Annotated in this window: 17 protein-coding genes; 10 read left to right on the top strand and 7 right to left on the bottom strand. The window is 48.3% G+C overall.

From position 1 onward, the window contains the following. The first annotated feature begins 82 nt into the window (after window positions 1-82). From K384_RS13285 to K384_RS04195, 6 genes are all read left to right on the top strand, one after another. Window positions 83-772 carry an NUDIX hydrolase gene (locus tag K384_RS13285; RefSeq protein ID WP_051633108.1) on the top strand — a complete coding sequence of 230 codons (690 nt, stop codon included), beginning with the start codon at window positions 83-85 and terminating at the stop codon, window positions 770-772. Window positions 773-777: 5 nt separating this feature from the next. Then, on the top strand, window positions 778-1,095 hold the full coding sequence (locus tag K384_RS04215; RefSeq protein WP_157630052.1) for a hypothetical protein: 318 nt from the start codon (window positions 778-780) through the stop codon (window positions 1,093-1,095). 151 nt (window positions 1,096-1,246) lie between these two features. Further along, window positions 1,247-2,506 (top strand): Glu/Leu/Phe/Val dehydrogenase dimerization domain-containing protein, encoded by a 1,260-nt coding sequence (locus tag K384_RS04210; RefSeq protein WP_038029724.1) that lies wholly within the window; start codon window positions 1,247-1,249, stop codon window positions 2,504-2,506. Between the two features lie 203 nt (window positions 2,507-2,709). After that, the gene (locus tag K384_RS04205) at window positions 2,710-3,309 is read left to right on the top strand and encodes a ClpP family protease (RefSeq protein WP_038029722.1); all 600 of its coding nucleotides are present in this window, start codon (window positions 2,710-2,712) and stop codon (window positions 3,307-3,309) included. Further along, window positions 3,303-5,528: a polyphosphate kinase 1 gene (gene ppk1 / locus K384_RS04200; RefSeq protein WP_084147119.1), complete on the top strand. Its 2,226-nt coding sequence runs from the start codon at window positions 3,303-3,305 to the stop codon at window positions 5,526-5,528. The genes K384_RS04205 and ppk1 overlap by 7 nt, the downstream gene beginning before the upstream one ends. 25 nt (window positions 5,529-5,553) lie before the next feature. Next, a complete protein-coding gene (locus tag K384_RS04195) occupies window positions 5,554-6,222 on the top strand; it encodes a hypothetical protein (protein ID WP_038029719.1) in 669 nt (222 codons plus the stop codon). Between the two features lie 54 nt (window positions 6,223-6,276). Here the strand turns inward: K384_RS04195 and K384_RS04190 are convergent, their stop codons facing one another. After that, window positions 6,277-9,558, bottom strand: a complete 3,282-nt coding sequence (locus K384_RS04190) for a DUF7948 domain-containing protein (RefSeq protein WP_051633107.1) — start codon at window positions 9,556-9,558, stop codon at window positions 6,277-6,279. A 108-nt stretch (window positions 9,559-9,666) separates the two neighbouring features. On the opposite strand from K384_RS04190, the gene K384_RS04185 reads away from it, so the two are divergent. After that, complete coding sequence (locus K384_RS04185; RefSeq protein ID WP_038029896.1) at window positions 9,667-10,224, top strand: YqgE/AlgH family protein; 558 nt, start codon at window positions 9,667-9,669, stop codon at window positions 10,222-10,224. Here the strand turns inward: K384_RS04185 and K384_RS04180 are convergent. From K384_RS04180 to K384_RS04170, 3 genes are all read right to left on the bottom strand, one after another. Beyond that, window positions 10,187-10,519, bottom strand: coding sequence for a winged helix-turn-helix domain-containing protein (locus tag K384_RS04180; RefSeq protein WP_038029718.1), 333 nt, complete (start codon window positions 10,517-10,519; stop codon window positions 10,187-10,189). The two genes, K384_RS04185 and K384_RS04180, sit on opposite strands and share 38 nt — an antisense overlap. A 125-nt stretch (window positions 10,520-10,644) precedes the next feature. Then, entirely contained in the window at window positions 10,645-11,088 is a 444-nt protein-coding gene (locus K384_RS04175; protein WP_038029717.1) for a hypothetical protein, read from the bottom strand. 82 nt (window positions 11,089-11,170) lie between these two features. Continuing rightward, on the bottom strand, window positions 11,171-12,223 hold the full coding sequence (locus tag K384_RS04170; RefSeq protein WP_051633106.1) for a DNA/RNA non-specific endonuclease: 1,053 nt from the start codon (window positions 12,221-12,223) through the stop codon (window positions 11,171-11,173). 160 nt (window positions 12,224-12,383) lie between these two features. Between K384_RS04170 and K384_RS04165 the strand changes: the two genes are divergently transcribed. Beyond that, window positions 12,384-13,076: a head GIN domain-containing protein gene (locus tag K384_RS04165; RefSeq protein WP_038029716.1), complete on the top strand. Its 693-nt coding sequence runs from the start codon at window positions 12,384-12,386 to the stop codon at window positions 13,074-13,076. A 192-nt stretch (window positions 13,077-13,268) separates the two neighbouring features. Beyond that, window positions 13,269-14,198: a head GIN domain-containing protein gene (locus K384_RS13280; RefSeq protein ID WP_051633105.1), complete on the top strand. Its 930-nt coding sequence runs from the start codon at window positions 13,269-13,271 to the stop codon at window positions 14,196-14,198. A gap of 79 nt (window positions 14,199-14,277) precedes the next feature. Here K384_RS13280 and K384_RS04155 read toward each other — a convergent pair whose 3' ends face one another. Further along, complete coding sequence (locus K384_RS04155; protein ID WP_038029715.1) at window positions 14,278-15,045, bottom strand: DUF4197 domain-containing protein; 768 nt, start codon at window positions 15,043-15,045, stop codon at window positions 14,278-14,280. Window positions 15,046-15,057: 12 nt separating this feature from the next. Then, entirely contained in the window at window positions 15,058-17,061 is a 2,004-nt protein-coding gene (locus tag K384_RS13275) for a GAF domain-containing protein (RefSeq protein WP_051633104.1), read from the bottom strand. A 95-nt stretch (window positions 17,062-17,156) separates the two neighbouring features. Between K384_RS13275 and K384_RS04145 the strand changes: the two genes are divergently transcribed. After that, window positions 17,157-17,957 (top strand): TrmH family RNA methyltransferase, encoded by an 801-nt coding sequence (locus K384_RS04145; RefSeq protein ID WP_038029713.1) that lies wholly within the window; start codon window positions 17,157-17,159, stop codon window positions 17,955-17,957. Here the strand turns inward: K384_RS04145 and K384_RS04140 are convergent. Then, a complete protein-coding gene (locus tag K384_RS04140) occupies window positions 17,936-18,592 on the bottom strand; it encodes a 4'-phosphopantetheinyl transferase family protein (RefSeq protein WP_038029712.1) in 657 nt (218 codons plus the stop codon). The two genes, K384_RS04145 and K384_RS04140, sit on opposite strands and share 22 nt — an antisense overlap. Window position 18,593: the final 1 nt, after the last annotated feature.

The following is an 18,593-nucleotide window of genomic DNA, read 5'->3' as shown; positions in this document are numbered from 1 at the left end:
ACTTTTTTGGAAAAAAGTTAAAAAAGACTTTTAACAATGTAATTTTTTAATTAAAATTGCAAATTGATAAGATGCAATGTGCATGAATTTATTTCTCAATGACATTCCGGTATTTATTCGAGACCACAATACCGACCCTGACACCTCCGCTTTCGACCTAACCTTGCGCAATGCTTCAGCAGAAGAGACCCTTGCCCACAGGGGGCGTATATGTCTCATAGAGCCGTCTGTGGAAACTATTTTACAAATCATAGAACAGCTTGCAAAGGAATACAACCCCTTCATTTATTTTTTAGAAATACGCACGTCGAAGGCTGAAAAAGTACTTAAAACTTTAAAAAAGTATTTCCTTTATTTGGAAGCTGCCGGAGGTGTAGTCTATGCCCCCTCTTGTGCCTCTTTTTTGGTCATCAAGCGCTTGGGCAAGTGGGATATTCCCAAAGGAAAAATGGAAGAGGGCGAAAAGCCCGAAGAGGCAGCCCGCCGCGAGGTAGAAGAAGAGTCCGGCATACAGGCAGAAATAGAGGCATTCATATGCGATACTTACCATACCTATAAAATGGGCAGTCAAATCGTACTCAAACGAACTTACTGGTATCTTTTGAAAGCCGGCGAATGTTCACCACCTAAGCCACAAACGGAAGAGAGCATAGAAGAAGCCCTGTGGGTGCCTTATGAAGAAATTTCCAATTTTTTTCAACCTACTTATACTTCCATACGTTTCGTATGGGAGTGTGTAATAAAGCAAAAATTCAATCATATCAAATTATAATGCTTATGGAAGAGTTATACTCCCCCACGCTTATGCCGGTAAAAGAAAGAAGCTTGTCAGAAGAAGAGTTTCAAGCGTATCATGCCGCCGGGCGTTATGAAGAACTTGCCGCACTTATTATCGAAGACACCTTGGCAATGCTCAATGCCGGACCGGTAAACCCCTACCTGCGCCAGCAGGCCATTGAAGCGTGTGCCGAGGTATTGCGCCAACACCGCCACACAAGCTTTGAATCTTTTATGCGTGGTGTGCGCTCGGCTATAGGTGTTATTTTGCTTTCCGACCACACCGACTTGCCCAATCGAATGCAAGTTGCTGTCTGATATAAACCCTTACTCCCAAAAGCAAGCAAGCGGTACTTTCCCCATGGACCGCTTGCTTTTTTCTTAGCTTCATAAAAATGTGGTATCTTTGAACACCAAAATGCACTTTATAAAGACAGCATTGAATAATTCAAAGAAAAATATCAATCCTATGACAACCAAAACCGTGTCGAAAGAGGTAGTAAAAGACTTATTGAAAAAATTTGAAGAAAAAGCACCGGAAATCGTTTTCGAATGGCACGATGCAGAAACCGGAGCTGAAGGATGGGTGGTTATCAATTCATTGCGAGGAGGCGCTGCCGGCGGTGGCACCCGCATGCGCAAAGGGCTAAATAAAAGGGAAGTGGAGTCACTGGCCAAGACCATGGAAGTAAAATTTACTGTTTCCGGACCACCTATCGGGGGCGCCAAGTCAGGCATCAACTTTGACCCCGCTGACCCCCGCAAGGAAGAAGTGCTGCGACGCTGGTATAAAGCCGTGTTTCCTTTGTTAAAAAACTACTACGGCACAGGGGGCGACTTGAACGTGGACGAAATTCATGAGGTAATTCCCATCACCGAATCCTATGGCTTGTGGCACCCGCAAGAAGGGATAGTCAACGGGCATTTTCAGCCTACCAAGCCGGTAAAAATCAAAAAGATAGGCAATCTTCGCCAAGGCGTTTCCAAAGTGATTGAAGATCCGCGCTTCACGCCTTCTACCGGGAAGAAGTACACAGTAGCCGATATGATTACCGGCTATGGTGTTGCCGAAGCCGTCCGCCACTTCTACGACCTTTGGGGCGGCGAAATACAAGGCAAACGTGCCATTATTCAGGGCTGGGGCAATGTAGGTGCTGCCGCTGCCTTGTATCTTGCCGAAATGGGGGTTCGTATCGTGGGTATCATAGACAAAGACAACGGCTTGCTGGCGCCCGACGGTTTGAGCCCTGAAAGAGTCAAAGAACTGTTTGTTCAGCGCAAGGGCAATGCTTTGGTTGCTGCCGACATGATACCCTTTGCCGAAGCCAATGCACGCATTTGGGACATAGGCGCAGAAGTTTTTGTACCGGCTGCGGCTTCGCGCTTGGTACAAAAAGAGCACCTCGATCGCATGATTGCCGCCGGGCTGGAGGTTATTTCTTGTGGCGCAAACGTGCCTTTTGCTGATGAAGAAATATTTTACGGTCCTATTGCCCAATATGCCGATGAGCGTGTGTCGGTGATTCCTGACTTCATCGCCAACTGCGGCATGGCGCGTGTGTTTGCTTATTTGATGACCTATGAAGATGAAGTGCTCACCGATGAAGCTATTTTTGCAGACACCTCACAAACCATACGCCAAGCACTTGAACGCATCCGGGAACAGCAGGACAAACCCACAGAGCTTTCGGCAAAAGCTTTTGAAATAGCATTGCAAAAACTGGTATAACTTTTTTCGTATCAGAAACTTTGACAGCATGGCTGGCAATTTGTCAGCCATCTTTTTTTGTTAACTACCTATGAGCAAACCAGTTGCAAAATCACCTCCGAGAATAAAGAACTATAGGCACTGCTTTTGCTTTTTCTTTATGTAAAAAAGCTTTATTTTCGGTATAAAATCATCAATTGAATAGTTTAAAAACAACAATAACTATGACAACATCAAACAACAAAGAGCTTCGGGAATTATTCGAAGAGTTAGCAGCAGGTAATAAATTTGAAAATAAATTCTTAGAAGAGCGCAAAGTCTTTTTGTGGGGTCCTGTTACCGACCAATCGGCCAAGTATGTGGTGGAGCGCCTGTTGTACCTCGACAGCATGGAGCCGGGCAAAGAAATCACCCTGCTTATCAACAGCCCCGGCGGGGTTGTTACCTCCGGCATGATTATCTACGACACTATGCAAATGATACAATCGCCGGTAGCCACCGTTTGTATGGGCTTGGCTGCATCCATGGGTTCCATTCTGCTATCGGGGGGCACCAAAGGGCGACGCTTCATTTTCCCTCACGGGCGCGTGATGATACACCAGCCCAGCATAGGCGGCGTGGTGCAAGGACAAGCCAGCGACATTGCCATTACGGCTAAGGAAATCTTAAAAACCAAAGAATTAGGTGCCAAAATATTGGCTGAAAACTGTGGGCACAGCGTGGAAAAAATCATGAAGGATTTTGATCGCGACTATTGGATGAATGCCGAGGAATCGGTAGCTTATGGTATTGTGGACAAAATCATAGATAAGTTTGAATGGTAAAAGTGAAAGAAAGCACACCCGAAAAAGAAAGACGCCGGGAGTCCGGGCTTGACCCTAAAGCAAGCCCGGAACGGGGCGTTTTTAGTGCCAATACCCACCAAGCGTCGTATCCGGACAAGCGCCTGAGCACCATCATTGACCAAAGCCGGTATATCAGCCGGGATTTGAGCTGGCTCAAATTCAATGAGCGGGTGTTGGACCAGTGCCGCAGCAGCCGCCGCAATCTGTTCGAAAAACTCAAGTTTTTAGCCATCACGGCTTCCAACTTAGACGAGTTCTTCACCATACGCGTCGGAAGCCTTTATAACTACCTGGATTACGACAAAGAGCGCCTGGATTATTCAGGCTTGCGGGAACGCCCCTTCCGTGCCACTTTGCTTAGCAAGGCGCAAGAGTTTGTCAAAGAGCAATACAAGGTATTTACAGACCTCAAGCAACAATTTAAGCGCAATGGTTTTTGTATTGTCAACAACCTTGACAGCCTGAAAGCAGAAGAGCAGGAAGAAATACGCAACTATTTCGAGCGGACGCTCTATCCCATGCTCACCCCCATGGTCTTCGACAGCTTCCACGCCTTCCCTATTCTTCGTCCGCAGTCGCTTATTTTTGGCGTGGTCACCATCAACCCTCAATCGGAAAAGCGCGCCAAAAAAGCTTCTTTCATTCAGGTGCCCCAAAACTTGCCCCGCTTCTATACCATAGAAAGAGGCAACGAGCTTCTTTTTATACCCATAGAGGAAATCATTCGCAAACATATTCATGTACTTTACCGGAATGTAGAGATTCTGTCGGCCAACACTTTTCGCATTACCCGCAATGGTGACTTCACACTCGATGAAAGCGATGACATGGAAGCCGATTTCATCGAGGAGGTAAGGCAAAAGCTCAAAACCCGCCGTACCGGGCGCGTGGTACGCCTGGAAATACAACCCGGATTTTCCGAGTGGTTGTTAAACATACTCACCAACCGTTGGGACATAGACCATTACAATATTTTTGAAATCAGTGAGCTCATCGACCTTACGGCACTTTGGGAAATCATCAAACACCCCGATTTCAAAACCAAATTACCGGCTTTCCCTGCGCCGGTATTGCCGCTGGGCATTCATCAAAACGAACGCGAGGCTGATATTTTTGAACTTATTCGCCAAAAAGACATCTTGCTGCACCACCCCTATAACTCCTTTGAATGGGTGTTGCGCTTGCTTGAAGATGCAGCCGAAGACCCGAACGTGCTCTCCATTAAAATGACCATTTACCGGCTCTCGCGGCACTCGCGGGTCACAGAAGCTTTATTGAAGGCTGCTGAAAATGGAAAACACGTTTCAGCATTGTTCGAGCTGAAGGCGCGCTTTGACGAGGAAAACAACATACGCGAAGCGCAGCGCTTGCAAAAGGCCGGCTGTTATATTGTGTATGGCATCGGGGGGTATAAAACACACACCAAGTTGCTGCAGATTGTACGCAAAGAAGGTAATGAGGTGCGGCGCTATGTACATGTAGCAAGTGGGAATTACAATGAAGACACGGCACGCCTTTATACCGACATAGGCCTGCTGAGTGCCAACGAAACCTATGCACAAGACGTATCGGAGTTTTTCAATGCTATTACGGGGCACTCCATTCCGGATGCCTACCAATATCTGATCACATCGCCGCGCGATATGCGCCAGGCGCTCATTCAGCTCATCAGACAAGAAGCAGACAACGCCAAGCAAGGCAAGCCGAGTGGTATTTGCATTAAAATTAACTCGCTGGAAGACCGAATCGTTATCGATGAATTGTATGCTGCTTCACAGGCAGGCGTACCCATTAAGTTGATTGTGCGGGGCATTTGCTGCTTACGTCCCCAACGCGCCGGTTTGAGCGACAACATAGAGGTACGCTCCATCGTGGGCGATTACCTGGAGCACTCCCGCCTCTACTATTTCCATAATGCAGGCGATCCGCTCATTTACGGCGGCAGTGCCGACGTCATGGTACGCAGCTTTGAACGGCGCATAGAGTCGCTCTTTTTAATTGTGGACCCTCTGGCCAAGCAGCAAGCCATTCATATATTGGCTTCTTGTTGGCGCGACAACGTCAATGCTTACGAAATGCAGGAAGACGGCACCTACACCAAGATAATGCCGAAGCAAGGCGAGCGCCTGTTCAATGTACACAAAGAGTTTTACCGTGTTAGCGAAAAAGCTGTTGCGCAAGCCCGTTTGTTCGACTGATGTTTCACCCTAAATGCCATAAACCATGCGCTATCATCATGCAGTTTTATTTTCCTTGCTTCTCAGCATAGGGCTGGTTGCCTGCGACCAAAAGGAGTCGTCCGAAGAGGCCGGTAACGGCTTAAAGCAAAAAGAAGTAAGCACACAGGGCACCGCCATTCCCAAACAAAGCCCGGTAGAACAAGTGGCGGTTCAAGATGCAGAGGGGAATACGGTCTTTGAAATCAAATTCGACCAAAACGGCGGCTTTACGCTAAAAGTGGACAACAACCGTACGATTGAAGCCCGTGCCAAAAGCCGGGAAAAGCGCATCTACAGCACCGACGGGTATGATTTCATTGAGGTAAAAGCCTATGAAGACGGCAAATTCAAGCTAAAAACCACCAATGGTCAACTCCTATGGAAAGTAAAACTTTATGACGATAAAGTAAAAATAAGTGACAATGAAGAAAACGAAAACCCTTACGAAATCAAACGAAAAGAAAGCGGTAAAATAAAGGTATATCATCAAGGTAAGGAAATTTGCGAAGCGGTTCAAAAAGGCGAGCAGGTGGTTGTCAAAGCCGGTGACAAAGAGGTATTGCGTATTCCTGCCAAACAAAATTCCATGGGCTATGCCATTCTGGGCGTTCAACAAATTCCTTTTGATGAACGCTATGTGCTTATGGCTGAGCTCTTAACAAGGGGTCTATAATAGCCCTGCGATTTTCACATTTAGAAGAGGCATCCGCGCGGATGCCTCTTCTATTTAGCGCAACAGGTGCAACCATCCCCGGCACTCTTTGCCATTGGGTGCTACGGTATAAAAGAAGTACACGCCTGCCGGCAGGTCGCTGCCGCCCCAGTCGTTTTGGTAATTGGCACTTTCATACACCACTTTTCCCCAACGATTCACCACCTGTAGCCTCGCCCCCGCTTCGGGCAATACAAACACATCATTGATACCATCACCATTGGGCGTAATGACATTGGGCGGCACCGGCTTTTCTTCCAACTGAATAGACTGTTTTAGCTTTGCGACACAATCACCGGTATCGACCAGCAGAAGAATGTCATAAGTGCCACCTTGAGTGTAGAAATACACATCAGGGGCAGCCCCTTCGAGTATGCTGCCATCGCCCATTTGCCAGCGGTAAGTATAGGAATCCAAGCCGCCCACCGCTCTCAAGCGAACGCCGTCAGTCATGGCACATGAAGGAACCCTTTCAACTTCTATGCTTACCGGCTCAAAAGGCAATATTTCCACCCGGACGCTGTCGCGGTATTCACAACCTGCTTTGTCACGCATCAGCACGTAATAAGTAGTTGACTGCAAGGGAAAAGCCAAAGGGTTGGCTATCGTAGGGTCTGAAAGTCCCTCGGCGGGTGACCATTCATAGGTGTCGGCACCGGCAGCCAGCAGTTGCACCGTATCGCCATAGCAAATGCTAACATCATCACTGACAGTAAAAGGGGGGAAAACTATTTCGACGGTCTGCGAAGCACGTGCCACCTTGGCACAGGACGAAAAGTTAATCACCGTCAGATTGACGGTGTACACCCCTTCTTCGGTAAATTCATAAAAGAAGTCGGCTTCGCCGCTTTGTGTGTATATTTTGTTTCCAAGTGCGTCGTAAATATCCCAGACAAAGGTTTCTGCCCCTATGGCTTGGTAATCGAAGAACAGGCGGCGCGCGCATACCTTATCGCCACTGTTCACCACGCTAAAACCTAAAGCCGGGTTTTGTATTTCGAAAGTAGCTTCGAGGTCCAATGTGAATTTAAACACGGCATTGTTGCAGTTGTAAGAATTATTGTTGGCAGACCATGCCCCCTCGGTCACCGGGAAGCCATTGGTGCCGCCACAAGAAGCACAAACGGCATGGTAAATGGTACCGCTTTTGCTAAATCGACTGGTGCCGCCATCTACATGATCGCCGCGCTCGTTGGGGCTGTCTTCGCCAAAGAAGGTAGCGTATAACAAGCTTTTGGCATCTTTTTCCAGTACTGCAATATAAAAATCATTGCCATTGACCGTGGTTCGACGGTAGGCATCGAAAGTAGTGGGCAAATTTTCGGTACTGCTCGATGCATTATTGTTGATGCCTCCATTGACAGCCCGGTTGATGGCACCGCCCCAGCCGGCGAAGTAAATATTTCCACAGTCATTTTCCGTTACCACCGAAAAAGCCGTTGGCGAAATATCGGGCGCGCCATCGCCCGAACCCACGGTCGTGCTCCAAACAGAAGAGCGCAGGTCGGTAGCCAGCTTATGCACAAACTGCCCGCTGCCGGGCACCGCATACACCCCTGCCGATACAGGATAGTTACCATAAGTTTGTCCGAAAGCATATACCTGCCCTTGTGCGTCGGTATCTACAAAGAAAACCATGTCGGCGGCAGCGGTGCCCAAATAAGTAGTCTGCAGCCAAGTGCCATCGGGCAAGAAGCGCGCCACAAAACCGTCATCGCTGCCTTGCGCAGCAGAAAGATAGGCATTGGCGGTATTCGGCAGGTCGGCGCTGGTAGTTCCTCCGCCAACATACAAATCGCCGTTGGGGGCTTCCCGCACCGAAAGCGCCATATCTACCCCACTGCCTCCTACGTAATGCCCCCAAATCAACTGAAGGTTACTGTCCAACTTCAAGAACAAACCATCCTGGGCACCGTTCAGGCTGCCGGTGACTCCGGCAATGGTCGCCGAGCGTGTGGTTGAAGCAATATACAAGTTGTTGTTGGCATCTGCGTAAATATCGCCACGGAACTCGTCGCCGTAATTATGAATATAAGTGCCTGCGCTGTAAAGTTTGATGCCATCATTGTTGCTTCCGCCTATCAAAGTAGATGCCTTCAAGTTCCCGTCAAAGCCCAGTTTTATTACAAAAATATCACTGCCGTTGGCGTAACTGTTGCCCAAAACGCTACTGACAGGTACCCCGCCATGAAAAGTAGAACCGTCGGTCGTGGGAAAGTTGGTAGAGCTGGTAGTGCCCAAAATTACCAAATCGCGGTTATGATCGACCACCAAGCTGTGGGGCACCTCCGAGCTGCTGCCACCTATGAGCGCAATGTATTCGAGCTGTGTGCCGGTAGGATTGTACTTGAAAATCACCACGTCGGTCACCAGAGGAAAATTGGCGGAAGTGCCGCCCGGTCCTATGGTAAAGATACCCGGGGGATTGGGAAAGTTGCTGCCGTAGGCAGTGCCGCCCGAGTATAAGACCCCTTCTTCATCGTAGGTAGCCGTGTTCCCCCAGTTGTCAGAAGCAGCCCCCGAATAGGTAGAAAACACCAATTCAGGGTCTATCACTACCGTTGCAGAGGGGTCGTAGTCTTCGAGGATGAACTTAAGCGTATTTTTCTTCAAGGCATAACGCGCCTTTAGAGGCTTCTTTTGCCCGTCTTTGAGTTGATACACCACGGGTGCCAGCTCCAAAGCCTCTCCAAAGATGGTTTTAATAGCCAGATGCCCTTCTTTTGTAATGCGCAAGCCCTGTGTATAAGCATATTCTAAACGAATATCAGCCGGTTTTGCCCCTGGATGAAGCCAAAACTCGTATTTTATATGCCCTTCGGGGGTGGTCAGCAGGCGCAGGTCTATACGGTCATACACATTAGCAAAACGAAGCCCGGAACAAGCGCTGCTTTCTATGCGCCGCACCTGAGACGCCGCCCCTTGCTCTTCGCCCGGCAGAAAGTATTTTACAGGAAGTTGCCGGCTGCTTTCATCACAAGAAGGCAGCACCTTGTTTGCACCTTTAAAACGAATTACATAACTATGCACCTGCAAAGCCTGCTGCGGTGCTGTCCATTGGGCCAGTCGCTCGCCGTGCTTGAGCGATGCCACCCGTTCAGCATCATACCAAGAAAACTGCAGGCTATCGGCATACACGAAGAGGAAGCCGCCGGGCAAGTCTGCTCTATAAAGCACTTCAGCTGCCCATTGTCCGGCATTGCGCACAAAAGCCGGGCGCTGCGACGGCTGCGCCCGGACGCCCGATATGGAAAGAATATACAGCAGCAAAAGGCAGATGCGTAAAATAACATTCATAGGCGTGGGGTTTCCAAAAACAAATGCATTAAAAATTTACTCAAAAAAGTTTGAATATTTTATTTTTTGGGCAAAAGCTTTTTATTTTCTAAAAAAGAAAACAGCAGAATGTCTGAATCGAAACCAAAAAACGGTAGCATACTGATAGCCAAGCCCTTTCTGGGGGACCCTAACTTTGAGCGCACGGTAGTGCTGATTTGTGAATACCAAGAACACGGCACTTTTGGTTTGGTACTCAACCAAACGACCAACCTGCATTTAAGTGATGTGCTGGACGACATCTATGCCGGCGACATTCCACTTTTTATTGGCGGCCCGGTAGAACAAAACACCCTGCATTTTGTGCATCGCGCAGGCGCTATCATCCCCGAATCGGTGCAATTGCAAGAGGATTTGTACTGGGGCGGCGATTTTGAAGTGGTCAAAAGCTTACTAAATACCGGACAACTGCCGGCACAGGACATTCGTTTCTTTTTGGGGTACTCGGGCTGGTCACCGGGTCAACTCGATGCCGAAATAGAGCAAGACACATGGATTGTAACCGAGTGTGCCACCCCATTGCTTTTTGATACGCCCCCGGGCGAACTATGGCGTACCATCCTGCGCAATATGGGGGGCGAATACCGCATTATTGCGAATTATCCGATTGATCCTCGTCTAAACTAAACTCACCGCTGATGACCTTTGCCAAATATTCGCAATGACGAGCAAAGGCATTGTAGCCTTTCTTGGTGAGCCGGTAAGTGGTCAGCGGGCGGCGCCCAACAAAGCGCTTGTCTGTTTCGATATACCCCCGCTCTTCCAACAAAATGGTATTGCTTGACAAGTTGCCATCTGTCAGTCCCAGGGCTTCTTTCATTTCATTGAAAGTGAGCCCCGGTTTTTTCATGAGCGCCGCCATGATGGCCAGACGGTATTTGTTTTCCAGCAGCTTATCAATATAAGGCAGTATTTCCTTCATTTTTCACTTTACCTTTGAGATACAAAGTAAAGTTAATCAAAAAGAACATACAATAGCAAACTTTTTTCAAAAAAAATACAGCTCCCGCCACAGGAGCTGCACAGCAAGATAAAACCGGGTGTTTATCAGTACTTATCACCTCCGAAATACTTTTCTTCAAGCACGTCAGCCATTTCAGCCACTTCCCAAACAATATCAGCCATTTCATCGACCGAAGTCACATGCTCTGCCAGGGGAGCAGCCTGCACAATGAGCGTTTCACAAGGCGAGCCATCCGTTTGTTTGTCGTCTATAATGGTAATGGTGGCACTATTGGCAAAGCCGGCCTCCCTCACTATTTTTTTCAAATTCACCTGCGAATGATAGGTGCCCACCTTGCTGTTGAAATAAAAGCAGTCACGTCCTTTGGAACGCCCCTTCACCATCCATGCATAAACAAACTGATAGCGGTTCACTCCACCTTTGGTAACAAAAGGGATATCGAGCGCATACACACCGGGCGAGATTTCTTTTATTTGGGCATTGAAGCGCTTGGCTACCTCTCTTATGGCATTATTGAAATCCAACATAGTTGAGTGCGTTTAATTGTTTTTGAAATATAAAAATAAAATGCATATAAACGGGCTGAAGCTGCTTTTCCATGCAGTATTTTTAATTTTTCAGCCAGTATTCAGGGTGCACCTCCCCTTCCAACACCCGCTCAAGCGCCGGGTCCTTACTCAATTCAGGGAAGAAATCCAAGCCGGTTTGCGCTTCCACCTCGTCGATGCTTACCACATAGTCCATAAAATCATCCTTCAAGTTTTTGCTGTTGGGCATAATGAAAGCAATGGCTTTTATTTCCGGCTCACGCATATCCAGAATAACCTTATAATAGGCTTTGGGCACCGATACCTTAGTACGTTTTCCTATCTTACGCGGCCGCTTGCTAAGAATAGGTCCTGTGACGATATAGAGCGATTTGTCGCGACGCACCCAACGCCGGCACTGCTCTTCCAATTCCCGCCATATGCCCCGGTTGAGCTCCGGCGTTTGCGGTGCTATGTTACTCATGAGAAAAGTTTCCTCATAGGCTTGTTTGTCAAATTCGAAATCGGCTGCCGCTGCCAAATGCCCCCTGTCATAACCGCTGCGTGTATAATCGGAAGAGTGCGCGGTACCGGTAGATACCGCAGGGTCGGGCGAAAAGTTATTCAAGCGTTCCAGGTTACCCTCCAACTCTTTATAATCCAAGCGGTAAGCCACCCAACGGGGCAACTCATGCGCTTCGTCATAGCAAAGCGTAAAGGCTTTATGGCGCACGACGGTACAGTTAGACACGGGCGCCGGAAATGCGAAGTCTTCATCCAAAACCCATATTTCCGCTTGCTCTTTGCCGGTAGCGGACGGCACCTCGGTTTCTTGTTCAGATGGTACCGGCTCCTGCCCGTCGTCGGAAGACTGCCTCACCGCCTTGGTGTGCTTCAGCAAATCTGCCAAGGGGGGCGTATCCGAATTGGGGAAATATTCGTATTTAGCAGTGTAGAGTGTTTTTGCCCATGAGCTGCCGGCAAAAGGTCGCAAAAATAAACCTACTTTTTCATGCGGCAAAAACACATAAAGAATGACTGCCAGTATAATAACGAACCCCCAAAAACGGGGCGCACGCAACAAACGCCCCAACAGTTGATGAAGCACATTGGTGTTTCTTCTTTTCCTTCTCATAAAGTATTGATTTTAAACTATATTTTTCACTAAAAAAATGCGACAGGCGCAGACATACGTAAAACTACAATTTAGACACAAGAAATGAAAAAATAGCTCGTTTTGTTTATGCATGAAATTTGTGCATAATTTTGCAAAAACATTAAAACCAATTTGTCCTATGAAGAAAAACATCTTAATACTTGTTCTTATGCTGTGGAGTGCAGGTGCTTGGGCACAAGAAATTGCTACCCGCACTTTGACCACCTTTTCACAAGTGGAAGTAGATGGTGATTTCACTGTCATACTGCGCGCCGGTAACAAAGAAGAAGCGCGCATAGAGTCCCGGGGCATTCCTTTGGACGACATCAAAATTTACATTAAAGGCAACCGCCTGTACATCAAAAGAAAAACCAGCCTCAAACGCCTGAGCGACGACTCCAAGACAACCATTACCGTTACCTTTACCAAGCTTACGGACGTAGTCAATAGCGGCAGCTCCGACGTATTGATTGAAAGTAAATTAGAAGGCAAAAGCTATTTTATCGAAAATAAAGGAAGTGGTAAAGTAGAAGCCAGCTTCCTTTGCGAAAAGCTTAGTATCAAGCAAGTAGGAAGCGGTGAAATTGTATTGCACGGCGGCACCGACAAGCTGGAAATAGAATTGCGCGGCTCCGGCAACGTCGAAGCCTACGATTTACAAGCAGCTTCTGCTGACATAAGCATACTGGGCAGCGGCGATGCCAAAGTAACAGTCACCGACAATATAGACGCCAAAATTACCGGCTCAGGCGATATTTATTACAAAGGGCGCCCCGAGCGTGTACAAGTACAAAGCTTGGGTTCAGGTACTGCCAAGGCAGTAAAAGAGTAAAACGCCTTACTTATTAGAAGGCAACAAGCCGCAAGCCCCGCCCCGGCAAAGATGGGCGGGGCTTGTGTTTTGCAGTGAGGCACACGTAACAAAGCCCTCAAGAGTGACCACCCGGCTATTTCTTTTTTCCGTTTCATAAAATATTTAAATTTTGTAAATAGCTTCACAGAGTCATTAAAACCACTTTGCCCTATGAAAAGAAACTTTTGCTTCATGTTCGCCCTCATGCTGTGGAGTGCAGGCGTTTGGGCACAAAAAGTTGCTACCCGCTCCTTACCTGCTTTTTCACAAGTGGAAGTAGATGGTAGCTTTCTCGTAATACTGCGTGCCGGCAGCAAAACAGAAGCACGCATAGAATCCCGGCTTCCTTTGGAAGAAATCAAAACTTACGTCAAAGGGAATCGACTGTACATCAAAAGGGAAAGTAACATCCAACGATGGCGCGACAATGCCAATACAACCATTACCGTCACTTTTACCAATCTTACGGCAGTAATCAATAACGGAAGCGCCGCGGTATTGATGGAAAGCAAATTGGAAGGCAAAAACTGTTTTATTGAAAACCGCGGAAGCGGCGCAATAGAAGCTGACATCCTCTGCGAAAAAATCAGTGTAGAACAAATGGGAAGCGGTAAAATCACGTTGCACGGCCGCACCAACGCACTGAAAATAGACCTGCAAAGCTCCGGCATTGTCGAAGCTTATGATTTACAAGCCCCTACTGCCAGCATAAGCGTCATGGGCAGTGGTAGTGTATTGATTAAAAACAAGTTAAAAGGCAAGAACTATTTTATCGAAAACCAAGGAAGCGGCGAAATAGAAGCTAACCTCCTCTGCGAAAAAATCAGTGTAGAACAAATGGGAAGCGGTAAAATCACGTTGCACGGCCGTGCCGATGTACTGGAAATAGACCTGCAAGGTTCCGGCATTGTCGAAGCCTACGATTTACAAGCAGCTTCTGCCGACATAAACATACTGGGCAGCGGTGATGTCGAAGTGATGGTCACCAACAGCATAGAAGCCCGGATTGCCGGCTCAGGAACTATTCATTATAAAGGGCAGCCCGAACATGTGAACATACAAAGCTTGGGCTCGGGTACTGCCAAGGCAGTAAAAGAGTAAAACGCCTTACTTAGAAGGCAACAAGCTGCAAGCCCCGCCCAGATGGGCGGGGCTTGTGTTTTGCAACGGACCTGTAGCCTCAGCGCTTATCCAATTCGCCAAACACTTTTTGTAAAAGCGGGGTAATACGGGCAGTAGCTTGTTCGCGTATTTTAAGCTCTTCTTCTGCCACTTTCACAAACAAACCATAGAGTGCCCGCTCCGTTACATAACGGGATACGTCCTCGGGGACAGTCTTCGAAGCTCCCACGGTACTACCCAAGGGCGATGCTGCCAATTGATTGTAAGGCTGTGCCAGTGCCTGCCATGCTTGTTGTGCCCCCACTTTTTCCATGGCTTCCCTGATTTGCGGGTAATAAGCTTCGAATAAACGGTCATAGGTTTTTGCCCGCAAATATTGTGTAGCTGCATCTGCTTTGCCAAATAAAATATTGCGTGCATCTACGATGGTCATTTGCTTGATGGCATCTACAAAAATGGGCTTGGCTTGCTTGGCTGCTTCTTCAGCCGCACGGTTCATCTTCAACACCACCTTATCGATAAGTGCCTGCCCTTGTGGTACGTGGCGCACAATCACCGACTCCACCTCTTGGGCTTCGGGGGGCAACAATATCCTGATGGAAGGGTTGCCATAATAACCATTTTCTTTCATCAGCTGCTCCACGCCTTTTGAGATACCCACTTCGAGGGCTTCTTTCAAGCCGGCGGCTATCTCTCGTTCGGTAAGCGGCTGTTGTCCTATTCCCTCCCAGCCGTCTATTTGGGTACTGATACCCTGCAAAGTAGCACAAGCACTCACTCCCAAAAATACAGCGGCTAAGAAAACATGGATTACTGTTCGTTGCATATTGAAGCGTTTTTAGAGTGGACGAATCGTAGCCACATACAAGCGCTCGCGCTCCATATCAATGGCTTGATAGGCCATTTGCACCTCTACTTCAATGCCATCGCGGCGTGTCGCTTTGAATATTTTATACTTAGAAAGCATCAGGCGCTCACCATCGCGCCCGGTGATATACTCCACCTCTTTCAGTTCATCCAAGGGGGCATTGATGAGCGTGCGTATGCTGCTGCTGATAAGGTCGCCCTGCAAATAACCGAAGGTGTCTTCAACTGCCCGGTTGGCCATACGAATACCGCCCCGTTCATCATAGACCACCACCACATCGGTAATGCTGTCTATAATGAGTTGCATCTGACGCAGCTCACGGCGGGTGCGGTTCAAGCGGCTTTCCAGCTCTTCTTGGGCAGCGCGCAACTCTTCGGCATTTTGGCGCAAAAGAGCCTCCTGCTCGAGGATTTCTTCGGTTTTCCGGCGTGACTCTTCAAGCAGCAGGCGGGTGCGTTCGCCGGCACGCACCGAAGAGACGGTAGAAGCCAACACAGTGGCTACCTCCTCTATGAATTTCACTTTATAGCCGGGTATGTGATGCAAAGAGGTCACTTCTATTACGCCAAAGCATTCTTCGTTATAGACCAGAGGCACCAAAAGCAGCTCCCGGGGCGGCGCTGCCCCCATGCCTGTCACCACCTTCAGGTAGTCTTCCGGCAGTTCGGTTACGTGAAGCGGCTTAGCCTCAAGAAACACCTGCCCCACCAAACCTTCACCTATGGCAATTTCTTTTCGCAGTGCTTTGTGCTTGCTGTAAGCAAAAGCCGCTTTTAGCTGCAACACACGTTCTTGGTCTTTTTCTTCAAGCAAGAAAATTCCTACTTGCTCTACCTCGGCATAGCGCGACAAATTGGAAACAAAACGGCGCGAAAGAGTCTCAAGATTATCTTGGTTTTCGCGCAAAATACGCGAGAACTGCGCCAACCCTTCGCTTGCCCATGCACGTCTCTGCTCTTCCTCATATACCTGCTTCAGCTGCTGTTTCATTTCCTCAAGCGAGCGTCCCAAGTCGCCTTCCCGCTCAAATACCGATATGTCTGTATCGAAGCGGCCGCCTCCTACCTCGTGGGCAAAAGTTTGGATTTTAGAAAGACCATCCACCACTTGGTTCAATGCGCGGATAAGGGTATTCAGCTCGTCTTTACTCTCGGGCAAAGGTGGGGGCAAATTGCCTTCTGCCAAAGTCAATATTTGGCTTTTCAAAAGCCTGATTCGTTTCAATATACTGATAATCAAAAGAGAGCCGATGGTAGCGGCAACGGCAACGGCAACGGCAAACTCAAAAACAATAATCCACGGACGCCAGCGGTCAAGTGCACGGTAGGCCGATTCGTATTCAGCCACCAATGCTTGCTTTTCTCGCAACAAACGCTCCACCGACTCTTGAAGGCGAAGGCTTAAAGGCACTACTTTGTTTTGTACTTCCTCTTGCAAATAGCTGCGTATGCTCGTAATTCCCTGTAGGTCCTCCTTACGCTCATAAATCTCACGCACCCGGTCATACTCTTGCTTCATATGCTTAAGCAGCACATCGGCAATGCTATTGGCCACCGTTTTGATTTCACCATCTTGTATGCCTTCCGCAGTGCTTTTCAAGGCTTCGGCATTGGGCAACACCCGCTCTTGCCAGCGCTTTTCAAACTCTTCCAGATAGTCCTTATTATCAAAAAGCAAAGCTTTTTCAAATAAGTTTTCTGCTTCCCGTACTTCATCGAGCAAACGCAAAGCCTGTGTTTCCAAGGGGTAGAGTTTGTACAAGAGTGTATTGCGGTTTTCTATCTGCCGGCGCCATTGGTAGTTGGCTCCCTGAATCAAAATAAAAGAGATGAGCGCCATGGACAGGAAGCCGCCGGTAAGGCGCCCCTGAATGGTCTCAAAATCAACACGAAAGTAATACGAAACCGGCTTTTTTTTGGGCTTTTTCTGTTGAGCATCACTGCCCGCCGTGTGTATGGTATTTTTTTCTTGCATAGACGCAAAACGGTTCATGAATCTAATATAATGAACAAAATTCGAAATAAAAAAGCGAAATTTACACCCTTGCCTGTCAAAATTGTAAAAATGCTATGCCCTACCCTTTGATTCAATCTGCTCAAAACCCGAAAATCAAGCTGCTTTACCAGCTACACAAAAGCCGCGCCCGCAAGCAGCACCATTTGATTTTGATAGAAGGAAAAAAAGAAATCAGCTTGGCACTGCAGGCGGGGATTGAACCGGACAGCTTGTTTTTTTATCCCCGCTATGCTCCCGAAAGTTGGATAGAGTCGCTGCCGCTAAACAAACAGAAGGTGCGTATTTTTGAAGTCAGCGAAGAAGCCCTGCAAAAGATTGCCTATCGCCCGGAATCGGGGGTAGTAGCCACGGCTCCCCCTCCCCAACGCTCTTTGTCCGACCTGCAATTGCCGGAAAATCCTTTGGTGTTGGTGGTTGAAGCAGTAGAAAAGCCGGGCAACTTAGGCGCTATTTTACGCACTGCCGACGCCGCCGCTGTGGATGCGGTGATTGTGTGTGACCCGCAAACAGACCTGTTTAATCCGAATGTGATTCGTTCCAGCTTAGGGTGTATATTCACGGTGCCTACCGTATGCGCTCATAGCGAAGAGGTGATTGCATGGCTCAAAAAGCAAGGTATCCGTATTTATACCGCCGCTTTGAATGCTTCTATTCCCTACCATACTGCCGACTTCACCCAACCTTCGGCACTGGTGTTTGGAACCGAAGCCACCGGACTCAGCGAAACGTGGCTGCAAGCCGCCGACCAAAACATCATTATCCCTATGAGTGGTTACATTGATTCGCTGAATGTGTCCAATGCATGTGCCATCATGACTTTCGAGGCCAAGCGTCAACGGGGATTCAGCCGGTGATTGGTCCAAACACATAAAAGACTTCCGGAAAAGCGGTGTACCCCCAGCTCAAACATGAAGAGGGGGGCACCTTCTTTCAGTACAGAACCAATTAAAAAATTATTTTTTGGCGTAGGCTCAACAAGCAAGTCGGTGCGGTATATCAAGCCGCCGCGGGCATAAGCTTTGAAAAGCGCTTCTTTGGCTGCCCATAAAATACTTAGCTTTTCGAGGTCATTGCCTGCCCACAACAGCTCCTGCTCGGCAAAGATGCGGGGGGCTACGCGCAACAACTGTGGGCGCAGGCGTTCAACATCGATGCCCACCTCCTGAAAATGCGACGATACCACCACCGCCACATAAGGGTAAGCATGGCTGAATGAGAGTCCGATATTGGGATAACCGTTCAAGACGGGCTGGCGCCCTTGGCGCAGAGTGCCCGGATAAGGCATGTGCCAATGCTCCTCGAGCAAGTAGCGCAGCAAGGCGCGCACGCCAATTGCCTCGCTGCGCCGCACGGGGTGCTCTATGCTTTCGATATACTGCAGGTCTGAAGCAGGCAAGCCCGCCGTGCTGAGGTCATCAGTCAGGCGGGCAAGCCCAATTAATGTGCTTTGAATATGTTCGGCGGGCTTATGTACCCAAAGAATTTCCAAA

It is taken from the genome of Thermonema rossianum DSM 10300 (assembly GCF_000426825.1).
Taxonomy (GTDB): domain Bacteria; phylum Bacteroidota; class Bacteroidia; order Cytophagales; family Thermonemataceae; genus Thermonema; species Thermonema rossianum.
The sequence above is the reverse complement of the archived record's forward strand: the minus strand, read 5'-3'. Positions and strand labels throughout refer to the sequence as shown.

What these genes read in the sequence shown, in the direction of transcription:
- K384_RS13285 (WP_051633108.1), top strand. Translation starts at nt 83, where the DNA reads ATGAATTTATTTCTCAATGACATTCCGGTATTTATTCGAGACCACAAT.
- K384_RS04215 (WP_157630052.1), top strand. Translation starts at nt 778, where the DNA reads ATGGAAGAGTTATACTCCCCCACGCTTATGCCGGTAAAAGAAAGAAGC.
- K384_RS04210 (WP_038029724.1), top strand. Translation starts at nt 1,247, where the DNA reads ATGACAACCAAAACCGTGTCGAAAGAGGTAGTAAAAGACTTATTGAAA.
- K384_RS04205 (WP_038029722.1), top strand. Translation starts at nt 2,710, where the DNA reads ATGACAACATCAAACAACAAAGAGCTTCGGGAATTATTCGAAGAGTTA.
- ppk1 (WP_084147119.1), top strand. Translation starts at nt 3,303, where the DNA reads ATGGTAAAAGTGAAAGAAAGCACACCCGAAAAAGAAAGACGCCGGGAG.
- K384_RS04195 (WP_038029719.1), top strand. Translation starts at nt 5,554, where the DNA reads ATGCGCTATCATCATGCAGTTTTATTTTCCTTGCTTCTCAGCATAGGG.
- K384_RS04190 (WP_051633107.1), bottom strand. Translation starts at nt 9,558, where the DNA reads ATGAATGTTATTTTACGCATCTGCCTTTTGCTGCTGTATATTCTTTCC.
- K384_RS04185 (WP_038029896.1), top strand. Translation starts at nt 9,667, where the DNA reads ATGTCTGAATCGAAACCAAAAAACGGTAGCATACTGATAGCCAAGCCC.
- K384_RS04180 (WP_038029718.1), bottom strand. Translation starts at nt 10,519, where the DNA reads ATGAAGGAAATACTGCCTTATATTGATAAGCTGCTGGAAAACAAATAC.
- K384_RS04175 (WP_038029717.1), bottom strand. Translation starts at nt 11,088, where the DNA reads ATGTTGGATTTCAATAATGCCATAAGAGAGGTAGCCAAGCGCTTCAAT.
- K384_RS04170 (WP_051633106.1), bottom strand. Translation starts at nt 12,223, where the DNA reads ATGAGAAGGAAAAGAAGAAACACCAATGTGCTTCATCAACTGTTGGGG.
- K384_RS04165 (WP_038029716.1), top strand. Translation starts at nt 12,384, where the DNA reads ATGAAGAAAAACATCTTAATACTTGTTCTTATGCTGTGGAGTGCAGGT.
- K384_RS13280 (WP_051633105.1), top strand. Translation starts at nt 13,269, where the DNA reads ATGAAAAGAAACTTTTGCTTCATGTTCGCCCTCATGCTGTGGAGTGCA.
- K384_RS04155 (WP_038029715.1), bottom strand. Translation starts at nt 15,045, where the DNA reads ATGCAACGAACAGTAATCCATGTTTTCTTAGCCGCTGTATTTTTGGGA.
- K384_RS13275 (WP_051633104.1), bottom strand. Translation starts at nt 17,061, where the DNA reads ATGCAAGAAAAAAATACCATACACACGGCGGGCAGTGATGCTCAACAG.
- K384_RS04145 (WP_038029713.1), top strand. Translation starts at nt 17,157, where the DNA reads ATGCCCTACCCTTTGATTCAATCTGCTCAAAACCCGAAAATCAAGCTG.